Annotated in this window: 16 protein-coding genes and 1 other RNA gene; 11 read left to right on the top strand and 6 right to left on the bottom strand. The window is 28.1% G+C overall.

What is annotated here, in order from left to right:
• From AC5SLW_RS04955 to ligA, 6 genes are all read left to right on the top strand, one after another.
• Positions 1 to 915 carry a D-alanine--D-alanine ligase gene (locus AC5SLW_RS04955; protein WP_018414341.1) on the top strand — a complete coding sequence of 305 codons (915 nt, stop codon included), beginning with the start codon at positions 1 to 3 and terminating at the stop codon, positions 913 to 915.
• Complete coding sequence (locus AC5SLW_RS04950) at positions 896 to 1,573, top strand: cell division protein FtsQ/DivIB (RefSeq protein WP_494574788.1); 678 nt, start codon at positions 896 to 898, stop codon at positions 1,571 to 1,573. Before AC5SLW_RS04955 ends, AC5SLW_RS04950 begins: the two co-directional genes overlap by 20 nt.
• Positions 1,573 to 2,682, top strand: a complete 1,110-nt coding sequence (locus AC5SLW_RS04945) for a cell division FtsA domain-containing protein (protein ID WP_006997889.1) — start codon at positions 1,573 to 1,575, stop codon at positions 2,680 to 2,682. The genes AC5SLW_RS04950 and AC5SLW_RS04945 overlap by 1 nt, the downstream gene beginning before the upstream one ends.
• Positions 2,683 to 2,747: 65 nt before the next feature.
• Positions 2,748 to 3,668 (top strand): UDP-3-O-acyl-N-acetylglucosamine deacetylase, encoded by a 921-nt coding sequence (lpxC, locus tag AC5SLW_RS04940; protein ID WP_006997890.1) that lies wholly within the window; start codon positions 2,748 to 2,750, stop codon positions 3,666 to 3,668.
• Between the two features lie 38 nt (positions 3,669 to 3,706).
• Complete coding sequence (locus tag AC5SLW_RS04935) at positions 3,707 to 4,555, top strand: outer membrane protein assembly factor BamD (protein ID WP_494574786.1); 849 nt, start codon at positions 3,707 to 3,709, stop codon at positions 4,553 to 4,555.
• Position 4,556: 1 nt separating this feature from the next.
• Complete coding sequence (ligA, locus tag AC5SLW_RS04930) at positions 4,557 to 6,587, top strand: NAD-dependent DNA ligase LigA (RefSeq protein WP_494573910.1); 2,031 nt, start codon at positions 4,557 to 4,559, stop codon at positions 6,585 to 6,587.
• Here the strand turns inward: ligA and AC5SLW_RS04925 are convergent.
• Both AC5SLW_RS04925 and AC5SLW_RS04920 read right to left on the bottom strand, forming a co-directional pair.
• Positions 6,570 to 8,264 (bottom strand): M24 family metallopeptidase, encoded by a 1,695-nt coding sequence (locus AC5SLW_RS04925; RefSeq protein WP_494574784.1) that lies wholly within the window; start codon positions 8,262 to 8,264, stop codon positions 6,570 to 6,572. The genes ligA and AC5SLW_RS04925 overlap by 18 nt on opposite strands.
• Positions 8,261 to 10,297, bottom strand: coding sequence for an ATP-dependent helicase (locus AC5SLW_RS04920; RefSeq protein ID WP_271479604.1), 2,037 nt, complete (start codon positions 10,295 to 10,297; stop codon positions 8,261 to 8,263). Before AC5SLW_RS04920 ends, AC5SLW_RS04925 begins: the two co-directional genes overlap by 4 nt.
• A 43-nt stretch (positions 10,298 to 10,340) precedes the next feature.
• Between AC5SLW_RS04920 and AC5SLW_RS04915 the strand changes: the two genes are divergently transcribed.
• Complete coding sequence (locus AC5SLW_RS04915; protein WP_494574782.1) at positions 10,341 to 11,792, top strand: hypothetical protein; 1,452 nt, start codon at positions 10,341 to 10,343, stop codon at positions 11,790 to 11,792.
• Here AC5SLW_RS04915 and fumC read toward each other — a convergent pair.
• Positions 11,780 to 13,168: a class II fumarate hydratase gene (gene fumC, locus AC5SLW_RS04910; RefSeq protein WP_494574780.1), complete on the bottom strand. Its 1,389-nt coding sequence runs from the start codon at positions 13,166 to 13,168 to the stop codon at positions 11,780 to 11,782. The two genes, AC5SLW_RS04915 and fumC, sit on opposite strands and share 13 nt — an antisense overlap.
• A gap of 66 nt (positions 13,169 to 13,234) precedes the next feature.
• On the opposite strand from fumC, the gene AC5SLW_RS04905 reads away from it, so the two are divergent.
• Complete coding sequence (locus AC5SLW_RS04905; protein ID WP_494574778.1) at positions 13,235 to 13,606, top strand: pyrophosphohydrolase domain-containing protein; 372 nt, start codon at positions 13,235 to 13,237, stop codon at positions 13,604 to 13,606.
• A 351-nt stretch (positions 13,607 to 13,957) separates the two neighbouring features.
• On the opposite strand, the gene AC5SLW_RS04900 is transcribed toward AC5SLW_RS04905, so the two are convergent.
• Both AC5SLW_RS04900 and ssrA read right to left on the bottom strand, forming a co-directional pair.
• Entirely contained in the window at positions 13,958 to 14,599 is a 642-nt protein-coding gene (locus AC5SLW_RS04900) for a class I SAM-dependent methyltransferase (RefSeq protein ID WP_494574776.1), read from the bottom strand.
• Between the two features lie 48 nt (positions 14,600 to 14,647).
• Positions 14,648 to 14,949: a transfer-messenger RNA gene (gene ssrA / locus AC5SLW_RS04895) on the bottom strand.
• Positions 14,950 to 14,953: 4 nt separating this feature from the next.
• On the opposite strand from ssrA, the gene thyX reads away from it, so the two are divergent.
• Positions 14,954 to 15,901: an FAD-dependent thymidylate synthase gene (thyX, locus tag AC5SLW_RS04890; RefSeq protein WP_494574774.1), complete on the top strand. Its 948-nt coding sequence runs from the start codon at positions 14,954 to 14,956 to the stop codon at positions 15,899 to 15,901.
• On the opposite strand, the gene AC5SLW_RS04885 is transcribed toward thyX, so the two are convergent.
• The gene (locus AC5SLW_RS04885; RefSeq protein ID WP_271492148.1) at positions 15,882 to 16,706 is read right to left on the bottom strand and encodes an Mrp/NBP35 family ATP-binding protein; all 825 of its coding nucleotides are present in this window, start codon (positions 16,704 to 16,706) and stop codon (positions 15,882 to 15,884) included. The genes thyX and AC5SLW_RS04885 overlap by 20 nt on opposite strands.
• A gap of 51 nt (positions 16,707 to 16,757) precedes the next feature.
• Between AC5SLW_RS04885 and hflK the strand changes: the two genes are divergently transcribed.
• Both hflK and hflC read left to right on the top strand, forming a co-directional pair.
• Positions 16,758 to 17,858 carry an FtsH protease activity modulator HflK gene (gene hflK / locus AC5SLW_RS04880; RefSeq protein ID WP_011281404.1) on the top strand — a complete coding sequence of 367 codons (1,101 nt, stop codon included), beginning with the start codon at positions 16,758 to 16,760 and terminating at the stop codon, positions 17,856 to 17,858.
• Positions 17,858 to 18,724 (top strand): protease modulator HflC, encoded by an 867-nt coding sequence (gene hflC, locus AC5SLW_RS04875; protein WP_011281403.1) that lies wholly within the window; start codon positions 17,858 to 17,860, stop codon positions 18,722 to 18,724. Before hflK ends, hflC begins: the two co-directional genes overlap by 1 nt.
• Position 18,725 lies beyond the last annotated feature (1 nt).

The raw sequence follows: 18,725 nt of genomic DNA, 5'->3' as shown, positions 1-18,725 counted from the left end.
ATGACAAAAAAAATCTTAATATTATCTGGTGGTATATCTAAGGAACGGTTAATTAGCTTAGATACTGGAAAGCAAGTTGCCAAAGAGTTAATTAAAAATGGATATAAGGTTTTAATTAGTGAGCCTGATAAAAATCTTTCAAAGAATATCACTTCATTTAAACCAGATGTTATTTTTAATGCGCTACATGGACAATTTGGTGAGGATGGATACATTCAAGCAATTTTAGAGACTAAAAAAATTCCATACACACACTCAGGTGTAATTGCATCATCAATAGCAATGGATAAAGAAATTTCAAAAAAAATTTTTATAAAAAATAAAATACTAACTCCAAAATATATTAAATTTAATCATAAAAAAAATAAACTTAACATTATAAAATTAATTGAAAAAAATTTAAAATTCCCTGTAGTAGTAAAACCTATAAATGAAGGGTCTAGCGTTCATGTATATATTTGTGACAAGACCAATATATTAAAAAACTTAAAAGTATTAAAAAGTTATAATGAAATATTAATTGAGGAATTTATACCAGGTAGAGAAATCCAAGTTGCAATAATGAATAATAAATCACTTGGTGCAATTGAACTTGAGCCTAAAAGAAAGTTTTATGATTATGAGGCAAAATATAATTCTAGTGCTAAGACAAAGCACTTAATTCCTGTAGATTTGAGTAAAAATAATCTAGCTAAAATTACTGGCATAGCAAGAGCAGCTCATAAAATTATAGGCTGTAAAGGTGTTACAAGATCTGACTTTAAATTTTTTAACGGGAAGTTTTATTTGTTAGAGATTAATACTCAGCCTGGAATGACTAAACTTTCATTAGTCCCTGAGATTGCAAAACATAAGGGTATAAGTTTTATAAAATTAATTGAATGGATTTTAAAAGATGCATCAATCAATAGGTAAAAAAAATAAAATAATAATTTATTTATTATTTTTATTCATTTTAAGCACTACTAGTGCAAAATTTATAAACGATCAAAAAAAATTATCTTCATCAATAACTAAAATAAACATTACAGGTCTTTCTCAGAGAAAAAATTTGGAGATCTTAGATAACCTTAATAACCTTTTATACAAAAGTATATTTGTCATTAATGAAGAAGAAATAATAAAAATTTTAGAAAAACATAATATTATACAAGAGTTTAATATAAAAAAAATTTACCCATCAACACTTAACATTAAAATTAAACCAACTAAATTAATTGCTCGAGTTTCTAATAATAGTCAATATCTAGTAGGTGCCAATGGTAAGTTAATTGAAGATAAAAGTAACAATGAACTACTCCCATACATTTTTGGTGAATTTAATTCTCAAGATTTTTTATCATTTAAAAAAAATATTGAAAAATCTATGTGGTCTTTTTCAAATTTAAAAGAATTATCTTTTTTCCCATCAGGTAGATGGGATATTTTAACTGATAAAGATATTTTGATTAAGCTACCACAAGAACATATTGTAGCGTCATTAAACTTATCTAAGGAACTTATCAATAATGATAATTTTAAAGATTTTAAATTTATTGATTTGAGAATTAAAAATCATTTAGTTGCTAAGTAATGAGTGATAAAAAATTTCAAATAATAATTGACTGTGGTTCTTCAAAAATAAGAGCAGGTGCATTTAATGAGGAAAGTAAGAATAATCCTTTTTTTATTGAGAGTAATTTTTATACAGAGCAATTTAATCTTAAACCAGATATTCAAAAAATTATTGCTTCGCTAGAAAAATCCACAAATGAATATATTGATAATATAGATTTGATGATAGATAGTTCAAAAACGATTTCTGTTGCAATTTCTGTATTTAAAAAAATTGAAGAACTGAAATTAAGACAAGATGATATCATATTTTTAATTCAAGAAGCAAAGCAACAAATAAAAAAATATTATTCAGATTATGATATTGCACACATAATCATAAATAATTATAAAATTGATAATGTTGATTATTCTGAGTTACCAGATGAAATCGATTGCCAATTTATATCGCTAGACATTATTTTTATCTGTCTTCCAAGTGAATTAGTCTTTAGCTTTAAAAATATTTTTTCAGAATTAAATATATCAATTAATCAAATAATTTGCTCTAGTTATGCAAAATCAATCAATTATAAAAATAATTTAAATTTAACAGGAGAGGTATCTTTCATTGATATTGCTTTTAAAAAAACATCAATTATTTCCTTTTATAATGATAAATTAATCTTTTTGGACGTTCTGCCGATAGGTGGAAACCATATTACTAAAGATATTTCTCTACTTTTAAAAATTGATATTAATGAAGCAGAAAAACTTAAATTAAATTTTGAAAAAAATAACGAACATACTGATAATCCAAATTTTTCTTTGGAAATGTTACAAAAAATAGCTTTTGCTAGAACGGAAGAGATTCTTGAATTATGTGATAAATCTCTTGTCTCAAATGCAAAGGTAAAGACCCAATCTAAGATGATACTGATGGGAGAAGGATCAAAAATTTTAGATAATAAATTTAAAGATAAAATTTCATTTTCTAAAGATATTGATTTTTTAGAGGAAACCCTAGGTGATGTTTGTCAATCTGGGTACAAACTAAGAAAAATGTATGACAAACAAGAGGTTGTAGTTGTGCCAAAAAAACAAATAAAACAAGGTTTTTTTGAAAAACTTTTTCATTTTTTCAAATAGACTAGTATTTTCTCGTAACATTTGTTGTTTTTCTAAATTTAAACCAATTATTTATAAGAATAATAATGTCTGTTCTTAATCAAAAAACTATCAATAGAGATATTATCTTTAAAGGTGTTGGGCTTCATAGTGGAGCAAATGTAACTATGACGGTTAAGCCAGCAAAACCAAATTCGGGAATTCTTTTTAAAAGAGTTGATTTAAAAGAAAATAATATAGTAGTTCCAAATATTTTTAATGTTAGTAGTGCAGTATTTTGTACAACCATAGCTAATGAAAGTGGGGTTAGTATATCAACAATAGAGCATTTAATGGGAGCATTATATGGTTTAGGGATTGATAATGTCCTAGTAGAGATTGATAATCAGGAAGTACCAATTCTTGATGGGTCAGCAAAAATTTTTATTGAAGAAATATCAAAAGCTGGAATAAAAAGTAGTGAAGCACCAATAAAGATTATTAAAATTGAAAAAAGAATTGAATTTAATGATGGTAAAAAAACAATTTCTATAGAGCCAAGCAAAGTTAGTTTGGATATAGATTTTGAACTAAAATATGAAAATAATTTAATTGGAACGCAAAGAAATTTAGTAAGTGTATTCGAGTCAGATTTGACTGATATTTATAATTCAAGAACCTTCTGTCTTTTTGAGGATATTGCAAAGCTAAAAGAAATGGGATTAGCTCAAGGAGGAAGTCTTGAAAATGCAATAGTTGTTAAGGACAATGAAATTTTAAATGAAAAAGGTCTTAGAAATAAAAAAGAATTTGTAAACCATAAGATTTTAGATTGTATGGGAGATCTATATCTAGCAGGTTATAAAATAATTGGAAAAATTATTTGTTCTCAAGGAGGGCATAAATTAACTAACCAATTATTGAGAAAAGTTTTTCAACAAGACGAAAATTTTTCATTAATAGAGATTACAGAAAAACATTTGCCAAATACCTTCATAAATAAGAGTCACCTAAGATCTATTGCTTAAAAAATAGAGTTTTATTCATAATCTGTTAGAATAAGACCATGCTTTCTAAATTAAAAATTATACTTCTTTTAATCACTTTTATCTTTATTTGGTCTTGTGGAGATAAAACAAAACAAATATCTGAAATTGTAGAAGTGGATATGGAAATGCAGATGTCTGATGCATACAAAGAGGGTTATTTTGAACTTCAAAGAGGAGATGTTTTATTAGCAGCTAAAAAATTTAATGAGGCTGAGTTGTTATTTCCACAGTCACCCTGGGCTGCAAAATCTGCAATTATGGCAGCTTATGCATACTATACTCAAGATTATTACAGTGATGCAATTTTTGAGTTAGAAAGATATTTAGTAACATATCCAAATCATAAAGATAAAGTTTATGCACATTTTCTTCTAGGTATGAGTTTTTATGAACAAATAGTTGATGAAAAAAAAGACTTAAAATCAATATTAGATTCTAAGGAGCAATTTGAAACTATAATTAGAGATTATCCTAGTACAGAATTTGCCATGGATGCTAAATTTAAAATAGATTTAATTAATGAAATTTTGGCAGCAAAAGAGATGTACATAGCTAGATATTATCTAAAAAAAACTAAGTGGATTCCAGCACTTAATCGATTTAAAACAGTTGTTAAAGATTACAATACAACCATTTATACAGAGGAAGCTCTTCATAGACTGGTTGAAATTAATTATAGACTTGGATTAATTAATGAGTCAAAAAAATATGCAAGCACTTTAGGATACAATTACCAATCTTCTGATTGGTATAAAAATTCTTACAAAGTATTTAATAAAGATTATAGAGATGGCGTAAAAGAATTACAAAAAGATAAAAAGAAAAAGATAGGTTTAATAAAAAGATTTAAGGGATTGTTCGAGTAAAATGAATGATAAAGATCTTGAAATTGAATACTTAAAAAAAATTAATTTATTTCAGAGACATAACAAGTATTATTATGATAAAAACAAACCTATCGTATCAGATCAAGAATTTGATCTTTTAAAAAAAGATATAATAGATTTAGAGAGTAAATATAAATTTTTAAAAAGTGAATATTCTCCCACTAAATCCGTAGGATTTAAACCATCAAAAAACTTTCAAAAAATAAAACATAAAGTTCCAATGTTGTCGCTTGGAAATGCTTTTAATGAAGAAGACTTAAAAAATTTTGAAAAAAAAATAATTAATTTCTTAAGTTTAAAAGATGTAAATACTATCGAATATAGTGCTGAACCAAAAATTGATGGAATATCTGCATCCCTAATTTATATTAATGGAAAATTAACCAAAGGGCTTTCTAGAGGAGATGGTAATGAAGGAGAGGATATTACACAAAATTTAAAAACCATTAAGGATATACCTTTGGGGATTACTAAGAGTAACTTCCCTAAAGAAATAGATATTAGAGGTGAAGTTTTTATAGAAAATAATGATTTTAAAAAAATTAAAGACAAGTTTGCAAACCCTAGAAATGCTGCTTCTGGATCATTAAGACAAAAAAATTCATTAATAACTGCAAAAATTCCATTAAAATTTATTGCCTACACATATGGTTATGAAAAAAAAATGAATATCAAAAATCAAACAAGTTTCTTAGAAAATTTAAAATTATGGGGGTTTAAAACAAACCCATTTAATAAAAAAATTATTGGGGTTAAAAATTTAATGTTAAATCATAAAGAATTAGAGGAAAAAAGAAAAGAGCTGGCATTTGATATAGATGGAATTGTTTATAAAGTTAATGATTTTGATTTACAAAAAAGACTGGGTTTTGCTGCTAATGCACCCAGATGGGCGATAGCACATAAGTTTTCAGCTAATAGCTCAATTTCAGAAATAATGAATATTGAAATACAAATTGGTAGAACGGGGGCACTTACCCCGGTTGCAAAAATTAAACCAGTTAATATAGGGGGCGTCATAGTTTCAAATGCAACGCTTCACAATGAAGATGAAATTGTTAGAAAAGATATAAGAGTAGGGGATACGGTCACTGTTGAAAGAGCTGGAGATGTAATTCCACATGTAGTTTCAGTAGATTTAAAAAAAAGAAAACAAAATTCAAAGAAATTTATTTTTCCATTAAAGTGCCCATCGTGTGGAAGCAAAACAATTAAAGATTATAATGAGACAACTAAAAGACAAGATGCTGTAAGAAGGTGTGCTAGTGAGGGGTTTGAATGTGAAAAAATTGCCATAGAGAGAATTAAACATTTTGTTTCTAAGGACGCATTTAACATAGACGGATTTGGCAAGAAAATTGTTGAAAATTTTTGGAATCTAAAATTAGTAAGACTTCCACAGGATATATTTAAGCTTAATTATAATAAAATAGAAGAACTTGAAGGATGGGGAAAATTATCAGTTGCTAATTTAAGATTCTCAATTGAAGAAAAAAAAAATATTTCTCTAGAGCGATTTATTTATTCATTAGGAATAAGACATATTGGACAAGAAAATGCTAAGCTTATTGCAAGACACCTTAAAACAGCATCTAATTTTTTTAGACTATCAGGGGAAAACAATATTGAAAGTTTATCTAATATTGATGGAATTGGAATAACTCAAATTCAATCCATTAAAAAATTTTTTCTAAATAAAACTAATCTTAAAGTGCTGTCTGAGTTAGAAAAAAATTTATTAATCAAAGATGTAATTTTAATAAATAATAATGGATTGTTAAAAAATAAAACTTTTATGTTAACTGGGAAGTTAAATGGAATAAGTAGGGCGGAAGCAAAATCATTGATAGAACAAAATTCAGGAAAAATAATTAGTAACGTTAATAAAAAACTTGATTATTTAATTGCTGGAGACAAACCAACTCTAAAAAAAATAAACACAGCTAAGGAGTGGAATATAAAAATTATTAATCAGACAGAATGGTTAAAAATGTTAAATAAGAGTGGCTAACCACTTTCTTTCTTTTTTATTAAGTAAACTAGAAAATTCTGAATAAATATTTAAATGATATTTAAACAAGTAATCTTTTTCTATTTTATTTAATAACTTGTAGTTAATTAAATCTTTTTCTAATGGAGCAAGTGTGAGGTTTTCAAAATTAAAGCTTCTTTTGGTTTTTTTGGCATAGATTAAGTTTTCGATCCTAATACCAAAGTGGTTTTTTTTATAAAAACCAGGTTCATTACTCAGGATCATTCCATTTTTTATCTTTATCGAATTATGTTTTGAGATAGATTGAGGTCCTTCATGGACGTTTAAAAAAAAACCAACTCCATGGCCTGTTCCGTGAGCATAATCTTGACCTTCTTTTTTTAAATATTTTCTAGCTCTTATGTCGATTCTTTTTCCAGTGTCATCTTTATTCAAATTTGTTAAGGCAACTGCAATATGTCCTTTTAATACGTTCGTATAAGCATTTTTGATAAATTTGTTTTGTTTTGAGAATGAAATAGTCCTCGTAACATCTGTAGTACCGTAATGATATTGTCCACCCGAATCTACCAATAAAATATCATTCTGTTCAATTTTTTTAGTTGTTTTTTTATTAGCCCTATAATGAACAATTGCCCCATTTGAGCCAGCGCCAGCAATAGTATCAAAACTTGGAAATAAATAATCTTTATTTAGTTTTCTGAATTTTTCTAATTTGTTTTGTGCATACACTTCTGTAATTTTTTTTTTATTAACATTTTTAATCCAATAAATAAATCTTGTTAACGCTAAGCCATCTTTTTTATGGGCTTCGATCATATGTTTTATTTCATTAGAATTTTTGATTGATTTTAATTCATAAACAGGATCATCAAATTTAAGTATATTAAAATTTGATTTAATTATTTTTTCATAAAAAATTGAGCAGGTTTTATTATCAATAATAAAATTTTTACCTTTTAAATTATCTAAAAATTGTGGAAGTGATTTGATTGGTAAAATTTGTTTCTTTTTAATCTTTTTATCTAATAGAAGATTCTTTAATTTTTTTTCATTTGTTATTAAAAAAAATTCTTTTTTTTTATTTAGTATCAATCTTGCATTCGCAATTGGGCTATTTGGATTATCATATCCACGAATATTTAAAAGCCATGCCACATTTTCAGGTACAGAAATGAAACAATAATCTGCTTTGTTGTTTTTAAGAAATCGCACTACTTTAGAAATTTTAGAACTATATGGCTCACCTACAATTTTTGTGTCTAAAGAGTAGAATGGCTTAGTAGGTTTTTTTTTGAATTTAAATATTTGGTCAATTAAGTTTTGGTCAATTGAAATTAAGTTATTATTCTTGAAATATTTATTAAGTAATTTTGATGTAAATAGTGTTGGGTCATAACCTAAATTAAAATTTTTAATAATTGTATGAGGTAGTTTTTTATGAATTTCAATAATCTTAAAATTTTTAGATGATTGTTGATGTGCTTGAATAGTATACCTTCCATCGACAAATAAATAATTTTGTTTTTTTAAAACTACAGCAAAACCTGCAGAACCTGAAAATCCTGTAATATTCTTTAACCTATCATTTTTTGCATATTCAGAAAAATATTCATCATTTTTTGGAATAATATAACCATCAATGTTATATTTTTTAAATTTTTTTCTTAGAATTTTTATTTTTTTTAAAATCATTTAATTCTTTTTTGATATCTTATCCATCCAGGACTTCTAGTTCCTTCTTCAATTTCAAAATCTTGATTAAATTCAAAATCTTCTTCATTATCTTTAGAGTCGTCAAAAAAAGAATTCTTTTCTAAAAATTTTTCTGGTAATTCCTCAATAAATCTTGAAGCCATACTGTCTATCCAATTTCCTTGATAAAACCTATTCATAGCAAAAGATATCAGTGCTTTTTTTTTTGCCCTTGTTATTCCCACATATGCTAATCGCCTTTCTTCTTCAAGCCCATTTTGGCCTTTCTCTTCAATAGATTTTTGGTGTGGGAAAAGACCTTCTTCCCAACCGGGTAAGAAAACCACATCAAATTCAAGTCCTTTAGATCCATGCATTGTCATCATGTTAACTTTTTCTCCATCCCAATCCTGATCAACTGAGGTGGCAAGAGCCACATGTTCTAGAAAATTTTCTAAATTATCAAAATCTTTCATCGCACTTAAAAGCTCTTTAATGTTTTCAAGTCTGTTTTCATTTTCCAAATCTTTTTTGTTTTTTAACATACTTGAATAACCAGATTCATCTAAAACTAGTTGTAATAATTTAACATGGTTAATTTTTTTAATATTAATGTCATTCCTCCACTTATCCATTAAGAATAAAAAAGAGCTTAGACCAATTTTAGTTTTGGGTTTAATTAAATTTTCTTCAATTAATTTTTTAGAAGCAATTTCTAAACTAACAGCGTTTGTTTTTGAAAACTCATGAATTAATTTTATAGTACTTTCTCCAATTGCTCTTTTGGGATTATTGACTATTCTATCAAAAGCTAAGTCATCTTTTGGCTGGTGAATCAATCTTAAATAGGCAACACAATCTTTAATTTCTGCTCTTTCATAAAATTTTGTCCCACCAAGAATTCTGTAGGGTAAACCAATTTTTAAAAATCTTTCTTCAAATTCTCTTGTCTGAAAAATAGCTCTAACTAGAATAGCAATATTATTAAAAGAATATTTTTTTTTAAGTTTTTTTTCTATTTCATCAGAAACCCCTATTGCTTCATCTTTTCCATTCTTAAAACAATTAAGCTTAACAAGATCTCCTTCCTCCATAGTTGTCTTTAAAGTTTTTCCAACTCTGTTTTGATTATTAGCTATAAGATTTGAAGCAACAGATAATATATTTTGTGAGGAACGATAATTTTCTTCTAATCTTATTACTTTTGAATTTTTATATACTTGATCAAACTCTAAGAAATTTTTTATCTCTGCTCCACGCCAACTATAAATGGATTGATCATCATCTCCAACACAGCATAAATTTTTATGCTTTTCTGAGAGCAAGTTCAGCCATCTACTTTGAATATAATTAGTATCTTGATACTCATCCACAAGTATATATTTAAAATTATTTGAATAAATATCTCTAATGTCCTGATTTTTTTCTAAAATTTTAACCACGTGTAAAATTAAATCTCCAAAGTCACATGCATTTAAATCTAATAACTTTTGTTGATAAATTTTATATAGAGGACGTATAGTTCTTTCAAAAATATCATTTTTATTGATAACGACTTCATCTGGATAGAAGCCTTTATTTTTCCACCTATCAATTATTGAAAGAATAAATTTTGGGGCTAATTGTTTTATGTCTATATTTTCAGCTTTACATATATTTTTGATTAATCTTACCTGGTCATCTGTATCAATAATTGTAAAGTTTGAAGTTAATCCAGCTGCTGGTGCGTGCTTTCTAAGTAGTTTTGCACATATAGAGTGAAAGGTTCCAAGCCAAGAAAGTCCTATAGCCTCAGAATTTAATATTGAGCTTACTCTATTTTGCATTTCTTTTGCAGCCTTATTAGTAAAAGTCACTGATAAGATTTGGTTTGGAAAAGCTTTTTTTTCGTTGATTATATGAGCAATTCTTGAAGTGAGAACTTTCGTTTTTCCAGATCCAGCTCCTGCAACAATTAGTAACGGTCCATCAAGATATAAAACAGCTTCTTTTTGAGCATTATTCAGGTTGTTTAAATATTCAGAGTTTATCATTTTTTAAATTTGATTATAAGCTGTTAAACTTTCAATGTAATTTATGAAACAAATTGTTAAAAATTTTAATAACTTAATTAAAAAGACAATATTCAAAGTTGAGAATAAAACAAATGATAAGTTTCATGTCAGCAAATTTAGTAAATATTTAATATCTGCAATAGTTGTATTATTTATTTACATTTTTTATTTATCAATACCCCTTTTATATGACAAAAATTGGATACAAAATAAAATTGTAACTGAATTAGGTAATGAATTTAATATAAATCTAGGCAATTCATTTGATTTTTCTTATCGTATTTTACCAAAACCTCATTATTTAATTAGAGACAGCAAAACTTCTTTAGCAGAGATTAAAACATTAAATGTTTTTATTAGTCAAAATAATTTTTTCAATAAGGATAGTATTAGAATAAACGAAGTAGTTATTGAAGAAGCAAATTTTTCTTTATTAAGCAATGATTTAAAACCACTTTATAAAGAAAGTGAAAATAAATTTTCTAAAAAAAAAATTAAAATTAATGATAGTAATGTTTTTTTTAAGAACAATTTAAATGAAGTAATTTCAATTATAAAAATCTCCAATGCATTTTTATTGTTTGATGAAAAAAATTTATTTAACCTTTTTGATTTAAATGGAGAAATTTTTAATATACCTTTCAAACTAAAATATGAAAATGCACTTAATTTACGAAAACAAATTGAGATAAATGCTCCCGATCTTAAACTAAAAGTTATAAATAATTTTTTTAAAAAAGATGAAAACTTAAGTAGTGGAATAAGTAATATTTCTATTTTAGGTTCATCTATTAATACAAAATTTAATATTAAAGATCAAATAGCAATATTTCAATCAGATGGTTCTAGAATTTATAATTCTAAAATAGATTACAAGGGACAACTTGCAATAAATCCATTTGATCTAAATCTAAAAATTAATTTATATGATTATAAAATTTCAAATTTATTTACACCAAACTCTATAATCAATGAATTTATTAAATCAGGTTTATTATTTAATGAAAATATTAGTGTACAAACTTTATTAAATATTAAGTCTACTAAAAAAGATGAAATTTTTAATGAAGTTAAAATAGAGTTAAGAATTTTAAATGGCAAAATCAGCTTTGATAAATCAGTATTTATCAACAATAACATTGGTTTAATGGAAATCTCTAATAGCGATTTATTTTTAGACAATGATAAGTTATTTTTAAGTTCTAATTTATCAATAGACATTAAAGATATTGATAAATTATACTCTTTTTTAAACACCAGTAAAAATTCAAGAAAAAACATTAGAAATATTAAGTTAAATATAATTTATGATTTCTTGAGTAATCAAATCGAACTTAATAATATTAAGATAAACGATAATGATGTGAGTTCTCAATTTAACAATATAGCCGAAGGTTTTATTGATATTAATTCTAATAATTTAACAAAAAGCAGAAAGTTGCTGAACGAATTAATTAACCTTTATGATGGGTAAATCATTTTTTTAGGATCTACTATTTTCTCATAATCTTTCTCATCAACAAGACCTGTTTTAAGAGTTTCATACTTTAGTGTTGTCCCATTTTTTAAGGCAGTCTTTGCAATTTTTGCTGCATTGTCATACCCGATGTGTGGAGCTAGGGCTGTTACTAGCATTAAAGAATTATCCAGATGCTCTTTAATTCTTTTCTTGTTAGCTTTTATTCCTTTAACACAATAAATCGCAAAATTTTTAGTACTATCAGCAATAAGATCTATCGATTGAAGTACATTATGAGCAATCATTGGCTTAAATACGTTCAATTCAAAATGCCCGTGCGATCCAGCAATTGTAATTCCAGTATGATTGCCTATTACTTTGGCACAAACCATTGTTACTGCCTCACATTGAGTAGGGTTAACTTTTCCTGGCATAATAGATGAACCAGGTTCATTTTCTGGTAATATTAATTCACCATATCCAGCACGAGGCCCTGAACCTAAAAATCTCACATCATTTGATATTTTCATTAATGCAACAGCACAAGTATTTAGTGTACCTGAAAAATTTACAATAGAGTCGTGAGCTGCAAGTTCTGCAAATTTATTTGGAGCTGGTTTAAAGGGGATTTTTGTATATTTAGCAATCTCTTTAACAATTTTTTTATCAAAACCTTTTTTAGAGTTAATACCTGTCCCAACAGCCGTTCCACCTTGTGCTAAAAAATATATTTCCTTAAGTGAAAGCTCTACTCTTTCAATGCATTTTTTTAGCTGTACCTGGTAGCCTGAAAATTCTTGCCCAAGTGATAATGGTGTTGCATCTTGTAAATGGGTTCTGCCAATTTTAATAATATTTTTAAATTCTTTAGATTTTTTCGCTAACTCTTTTTCTAAAATTTTTAAACTAGGTAATAGTTTTGATATAGTCTCCTGAGCAACAGATATATGCATAGCTGTTGGAAAAACATCATTTGTTGATTGAGATTTATTTACATGATCATTTGGATGAACTGGTTTTTTTGAACCTTTTTTTCCACCCAATATTTCAATTGCTCGGTTTGCAATTACCTCATTAACATTCATATTAGTTTGTGTGCCAGATCCTGTTTGCCAAACCTTTAAAGGAAAATTTTCATCTAGTTTTCCTTTAATAACTTCATCTGAAGCTTTAATTATTGAATTAGTAATTTTTTTATTTATTTGCTTTTCTTTATAATGCACTAAAGCAGCAGATCTTTTAATGATCGCAATAGATTTTATTATAGAAATATTAACTAAAATTTTTCCAATATTAAAAAACTTATTAGACCTTTGAGTTGATGCACCCCAATATTTATCACTAGGTACATTGATGTTTCCAATACTGTCAAACTCTTTTCTTAATTTCATTGATTAATATATAATTAGTAATCTAATATACTTATATATTAATTTTTAAAAACTTACAGGAGCTAAATGTCAAATTTTAACAAAGTAAAAACTTTTATGGAAACCTTTGGTCAAGTAGTCAAAACTAAGCCATCTTTTAGCACTGATAAGATCAATAGTCTTAGATACGATTTAATAAAAGAGGAATTGGAAGAGCTTAAAGAAGCAATGGAAAATAAAGATCTTTTAGAAGTTGCAGATGCTTTAACAGACATATTGTATGTAACTTATGGGGCTGGACATGCGTTCGGTATTAATCTTGATAAGTGCTTTGAGGAAGTACAAAACTCAAATATGAGTAAGTTAGGTGAAGATGGTAAACCAATTTACAACGATTCTGGAAAAGTTATGAAGGGCCCCAAATATTTTAAACCTGATCTAACTAAATTTGTAAACTAGTAGGGGTGTTCTGTTGCCAGGTGCCCTTAACTAAGTTTCGTGAATAGCTAAAACCTAGTATTATTTAAAAGCATATGCGGTCTAGGATCCTAGGTTAAGCTGTGCGAACAATCTACGTACAAGACGACTCAAAATAGAGTCGACCAAGCCATTATGTCAGTTGGTCTGTTGATCTCCCTAAATGATCTCTCAAGGTATCCAAAACAAATAGCAAACAACGTTATGACGTAGGGTACCTAGAGTTAATTTAAATAATAGATGTAAATAAACTAGGACTACAGAACAACATGATTAGAGCCATAGGTATAGATAGGTTATAAAATTTTTTTATATTTTTATATAAAAAGTCAGTTACCTTTTTGGTTTGGGAGAATAAATATAATTTTTAATTATATTTTTGAGAGAAAATAATCTATTAGGAATTTTTTTTTCATTATTTAGTTTTTCTCCAATTTTTTTAAGAACAGCCAAACCAGTTCCACTAAAATTTATATCAAGTGTTAAATTTTCGGAGTTAGCATTGAATATTTCAATTATTTTTTTAAAAACAAGTCTATTAATTCTCTCAACATATTCATTATCGATGTTTGAATTTTTTATGTAAGGCAGCCACACTACATCATCAACGAAAATTAATCCTCCCTTTTTTAAATAATTAAAATAAAAATAAAAAACTTTTTTAATATGACTTGGCTCATGAAGACTATCTATAAAAAGAATATCGAAATTTTTGTTTTCTATTTCTTTTTTAATATACTCAAAATCATCATCCGAAGAATGAATAAACTTCCAACGTTTGTTTTTACTAACGCTTGAGCAATCATTGATATCAATTGATGTTAGGTATCCATTATTTGTATCACATATTTCTAAGAATTTTTTTGTTGAGAGACCACTTTGTACACCTAATTCAAGAATATTTGGATTCTCAATATTAGAAATAAGCTTAGTAATGGTTTTAAATTTCAGTTCGTTGAAAATAATCTTGTTCATTTTTATTTACAAATAATCAATTTTATTGATTAAATTATCTTAATAATTTATAGGGGCGTTCTGTTACCCGGTGCCCCAGACCGTGCTTCTATAATTAACCTAAGTTAATTATGCAGCAATTGCGTAACTTTCGTCAGCATTTAAAGTTTAGCCCGTTACGGTGGAGCAATCCCGAACGAAAGAATAGCCTTTAGTCACCCGTCGATCCTATTTCACCCCCGTAAGTTGTAAATGGTGGAGGTGGTGGGTACTGCCCCCACGTCCGTAATGGTTATTACGAAATTCGTTTATCGTCGTAGTTGGCAAGCCAACACTATTACTATAAAAGCATTTGAGAGAGATTCAATAAAAATCATGAAATTAACTAAAGAACAATCACAAGAAATCAAAGATCAACAAAGTCAGCAAAATCAAACAAAAAGAGTTACAGCTCTAGCGCTTGAAAATATTCTGTATGAGGCAATGCCAGCATTAGACCATGGTTTTGTAAGAGTTATTGATTACATGGGAGATGACACTTCAATTGTTCAATCAGCTAGAGTTTCATATGGAAAAGGAACCAAACAAGTTTCAACAGATTCAGGTCTAATTAAATATTTAATGAGACATTGGCATAGTACTCCATTTGAAATGTGTGAAATTAAATATCATGTGAAGCTTCCAATCTTTATTGCTCGACAATGGATAAGACACAGAACAGCAAATGTAAATGAGTACTCTGCAAGATATTCAATTTTAGATAAAGAATTTTATTTGCCATCAGCAGAAAATTTAGCAGCTCAATCTTCAAGCAACAGACAAGGTAGAGGTGATGTAATTGAAGGTGAACAAGCAAAAGAAGTTTTAGAACTTTTAAAAAATGATGCTGAACAAACTTATGATAATTACGAGATGATGCTCAATCAAAGATTTGATGGATCAACTATTGATGAAAATAAAAAAGGACTAGCTAGAGAACTTGCAAGAATGAATTTAACTTTAAACACTTACACACAGTGGTATTGGAAAACTGATTTATTAAACTTAATGAATTTTTTAAGATTAAGAGCTGATAGTCATGCTCAGTATGAAATAAGAGTTTATGCCGATATAATGTTGGACACTGTTAAGAAATGGGTACCTATAACTTATGATGCGTTCATGGATTATAGAGTAGGGGGTACAGAAGTTTCAGCTAAAGGAAAAATTATCATTCAAAAACTTATTAAAGGTGAGGATGTTAATCCAGATAGTTCAGGCTTATCCAAAAGAGAATGGAATGAACTTATGGTTTCTTTTGATCTTAAAGATAAGTTGATTTAATTTTTCTAGCAAAGTCTAAATATATTTTAGAAATTTCGTGTTCAGGATTAGCTTCAACAATTGGCTTTCCTTCATCTCCACATTTTCCAACCTCAGGATTTATTGGAATTTCTCCTAAAAATTCTTTTTCAAATTCTTCAGCAGTTCGCTTAACCCCACCTTCACCAAATATTTTATATTTTTTACCATCATCACCAGTAAAATAGCTCATGTTATCAACTAAACCTAGAATCTTAACTCCAAGCTTGTCAAACATTTTAATCCCTCTTTTAACATCAAGAAGAGCTACTTCTTGAGGAGTTGAGACAATGATTGCTCCATCCATCTTAATTTCTTGAGAAAAAGTTAATTGGGTATCTCCAGTTCCTGGAGGCATATCAACAATGATAAAATCTAAATCTTTCCAGCCAACTTTTTGTGTAAATGTTTTAATTGCGCTAGTAACCATAGGTCCACGCCAAATCATTGGAGTTTGCTGGTCTGCAAGAAAACCAATGGACATACATTGAATGTCATATTTTGTAATTGGAGTTAAGGTTTGACCATCACTTTTTGGTTTTTCATTAATATCAAACATCTTTGGAATTGATGGACCATAAATATCAGCGTCAAGTAAACCAACTTTGCAGCCAATTTGTTTTAAGGCTAAAGCAAGGTTGGTTGCAAAAGTTGATTTTCCAACTCCTCCTTTTGCACTTGAAACAGCTATTGTAAATTTTGTTCCTAAAATTGGGTTCTTTGTGAACTTTCTAGGTTCTAGTTTTTTTTTCATTGCGTCACTTAGTTCTGGCTTTTTATCTGTCATATTTTTATCATTACTTGTTTTTTGTGAGAAAGACATTATATACTTTGTCATATGTCAGACGATTTTCAAGGTAGAGGCGGAAGCCCATGGGGAACACCTCCAGGAGGAGGAAATGGTTCGGGAAAAGGACCTACACCACCTGATGTAGATGCAATCATTAGAGATATTCAAAGTAAAATAAATAAATTTTTACCTGGTGGAAGCTCATCAGGAGGAAAACCAATTATATTAGTTCTAATTATTTTAGCCTTCGTATGGTTAGCAAGTGGCCTATATAGAGTACTTCCAGATGAACAAGGTGTTGTTCTTAGATTTGGTAAGTTTATTAAAACTACACAACCAGGATTAAATTATCATATTCCTTTTCCAGTAGAGGCTGTTGAAACACCAAAAGTTACAAAAGTTAATAGAATGGATATTGGTTTTAGATCTGAAAGAGAAAGTGGCTTTTCACAAGGTGGAGGAGTGGCAGACATCCCTCAAGAAAGTTTAATGTTAACAGGGGATGAAAATATTGTTAATATCGATTTCTCAGTATTCTGGATAATTAAAGATGCAGGAAAATTCTTATTTGAGGTCCAAGACCCAGAAAGTACAGTGAAAGCTGCTGCAGAAACTGCAATGAGAGAAGTTGTTGCTAAAAGTAATATTCAATCAATTTTAACTGAAGGAAGAGCTAAAATTGAAATTGAAACACAAGAAATTATTCAAAAGATATTAGATGAATACAATAGTGGTATTCAAGTAACTCAAGTACAAACGCAAAAAGCAGACCCACCTAATCAGGTAATTGATTCTTTTAGAGATGTGCAAGCTGCAAGAGCGGATATGGAAAGATCAAAAAATGAAGCCGAGGCTTATGCAAACGACGTGATCCCAAGAGCTAGAGGAGAAGCTGCAAAAATTATGCAAGCAGCTGAAGCTTATAAACAACAAGTGGTTGCTCAAGCAGAAGGTGAAGCTAGCAGATTCGTATCTATCTATGAAGAGTATGCAAAAGCAAAAGAAGTTACTCAAGAAAGAATGTACTTAGAGACTATGGAAAAAGTTTTAGCTGATATTGATAAAGTAATTATAGAAAAAAATGCAGGTTCAGGTGTGGTGCCGTATTTACCATTACCAGAGCTAGGTAAAAAAAAGGCAAGTAACTAATGAAAGTACAAAAAATTTTATTACCAATAATTATTGCAGTAGGAGCGTTAGCGTTTCTATCTATGTTTATAGTTAAAGAGACAAACCAAGCGATTGTTCTTCAATTTGGTGATCCTAAAAGAATTATTACAAAACCAGGTTTAAATTTTAAAATTCCTTTTATTCAAAACGTAGTTTTTCTAGATACAAGAATTTTAAATTTAGATACACCACCAGAAGAAGTTATTGCATCAGATCAAAAACGTTTAATTGTTGATGCATTTGCAAGATTTAGAATTGTAGACCCTTTAAAATTTTATATTTCAGTTGGCAATGAAAGAGTTGCAAGATCAAGACTAGCAACAATTATTAACTCAAGACTGAGAAATGTACTAGGTCAGCAAGAATTACAAACTTTACTTTCAAAAGACAGAACTAAACAAATGGCTTTAATACAAGAAGGTGTAAATACTGAAGCTGAAAGTTTTGGAATTAAAATAGTAGATGTTAGAATTAAAAGAGCGGACCTTCCACAAGCAAACAGTGATGCAATTTATAGAAGAATGCAGACTGAAAGGGAAAGAGAAGCAAAAGAATTTAGAGCAAGAGGTGCAGAGATGGCGGTTACAATTACTTCAACTGCAGACAAAGATGTTTCTGTAATTTTAGCAAATGCTAATAAAGAATCTGAAATCATGAAGGGTCAAGGTGATGGTGAAAGAAATAAGATCTTTGCAGAAGCCTTTGGAAGAGATGCAGAATTTTTTGCTTTCTACAGAGCGATGCAAGCCTATGAAACTGCTTTAATTGGTGGACAGACATCTTTAATTTTATCACCTGACAGTGAATTCTTTAAATTTTTTGGTAACATAAAACCTAAAAATTAAT

This window comes from Candidatus Pelagibacter sp. PS_40, assembly GCF_059417765.1.
This window is presented reverse-complemented; position numbering and strand designations above follow the sequence as displayed.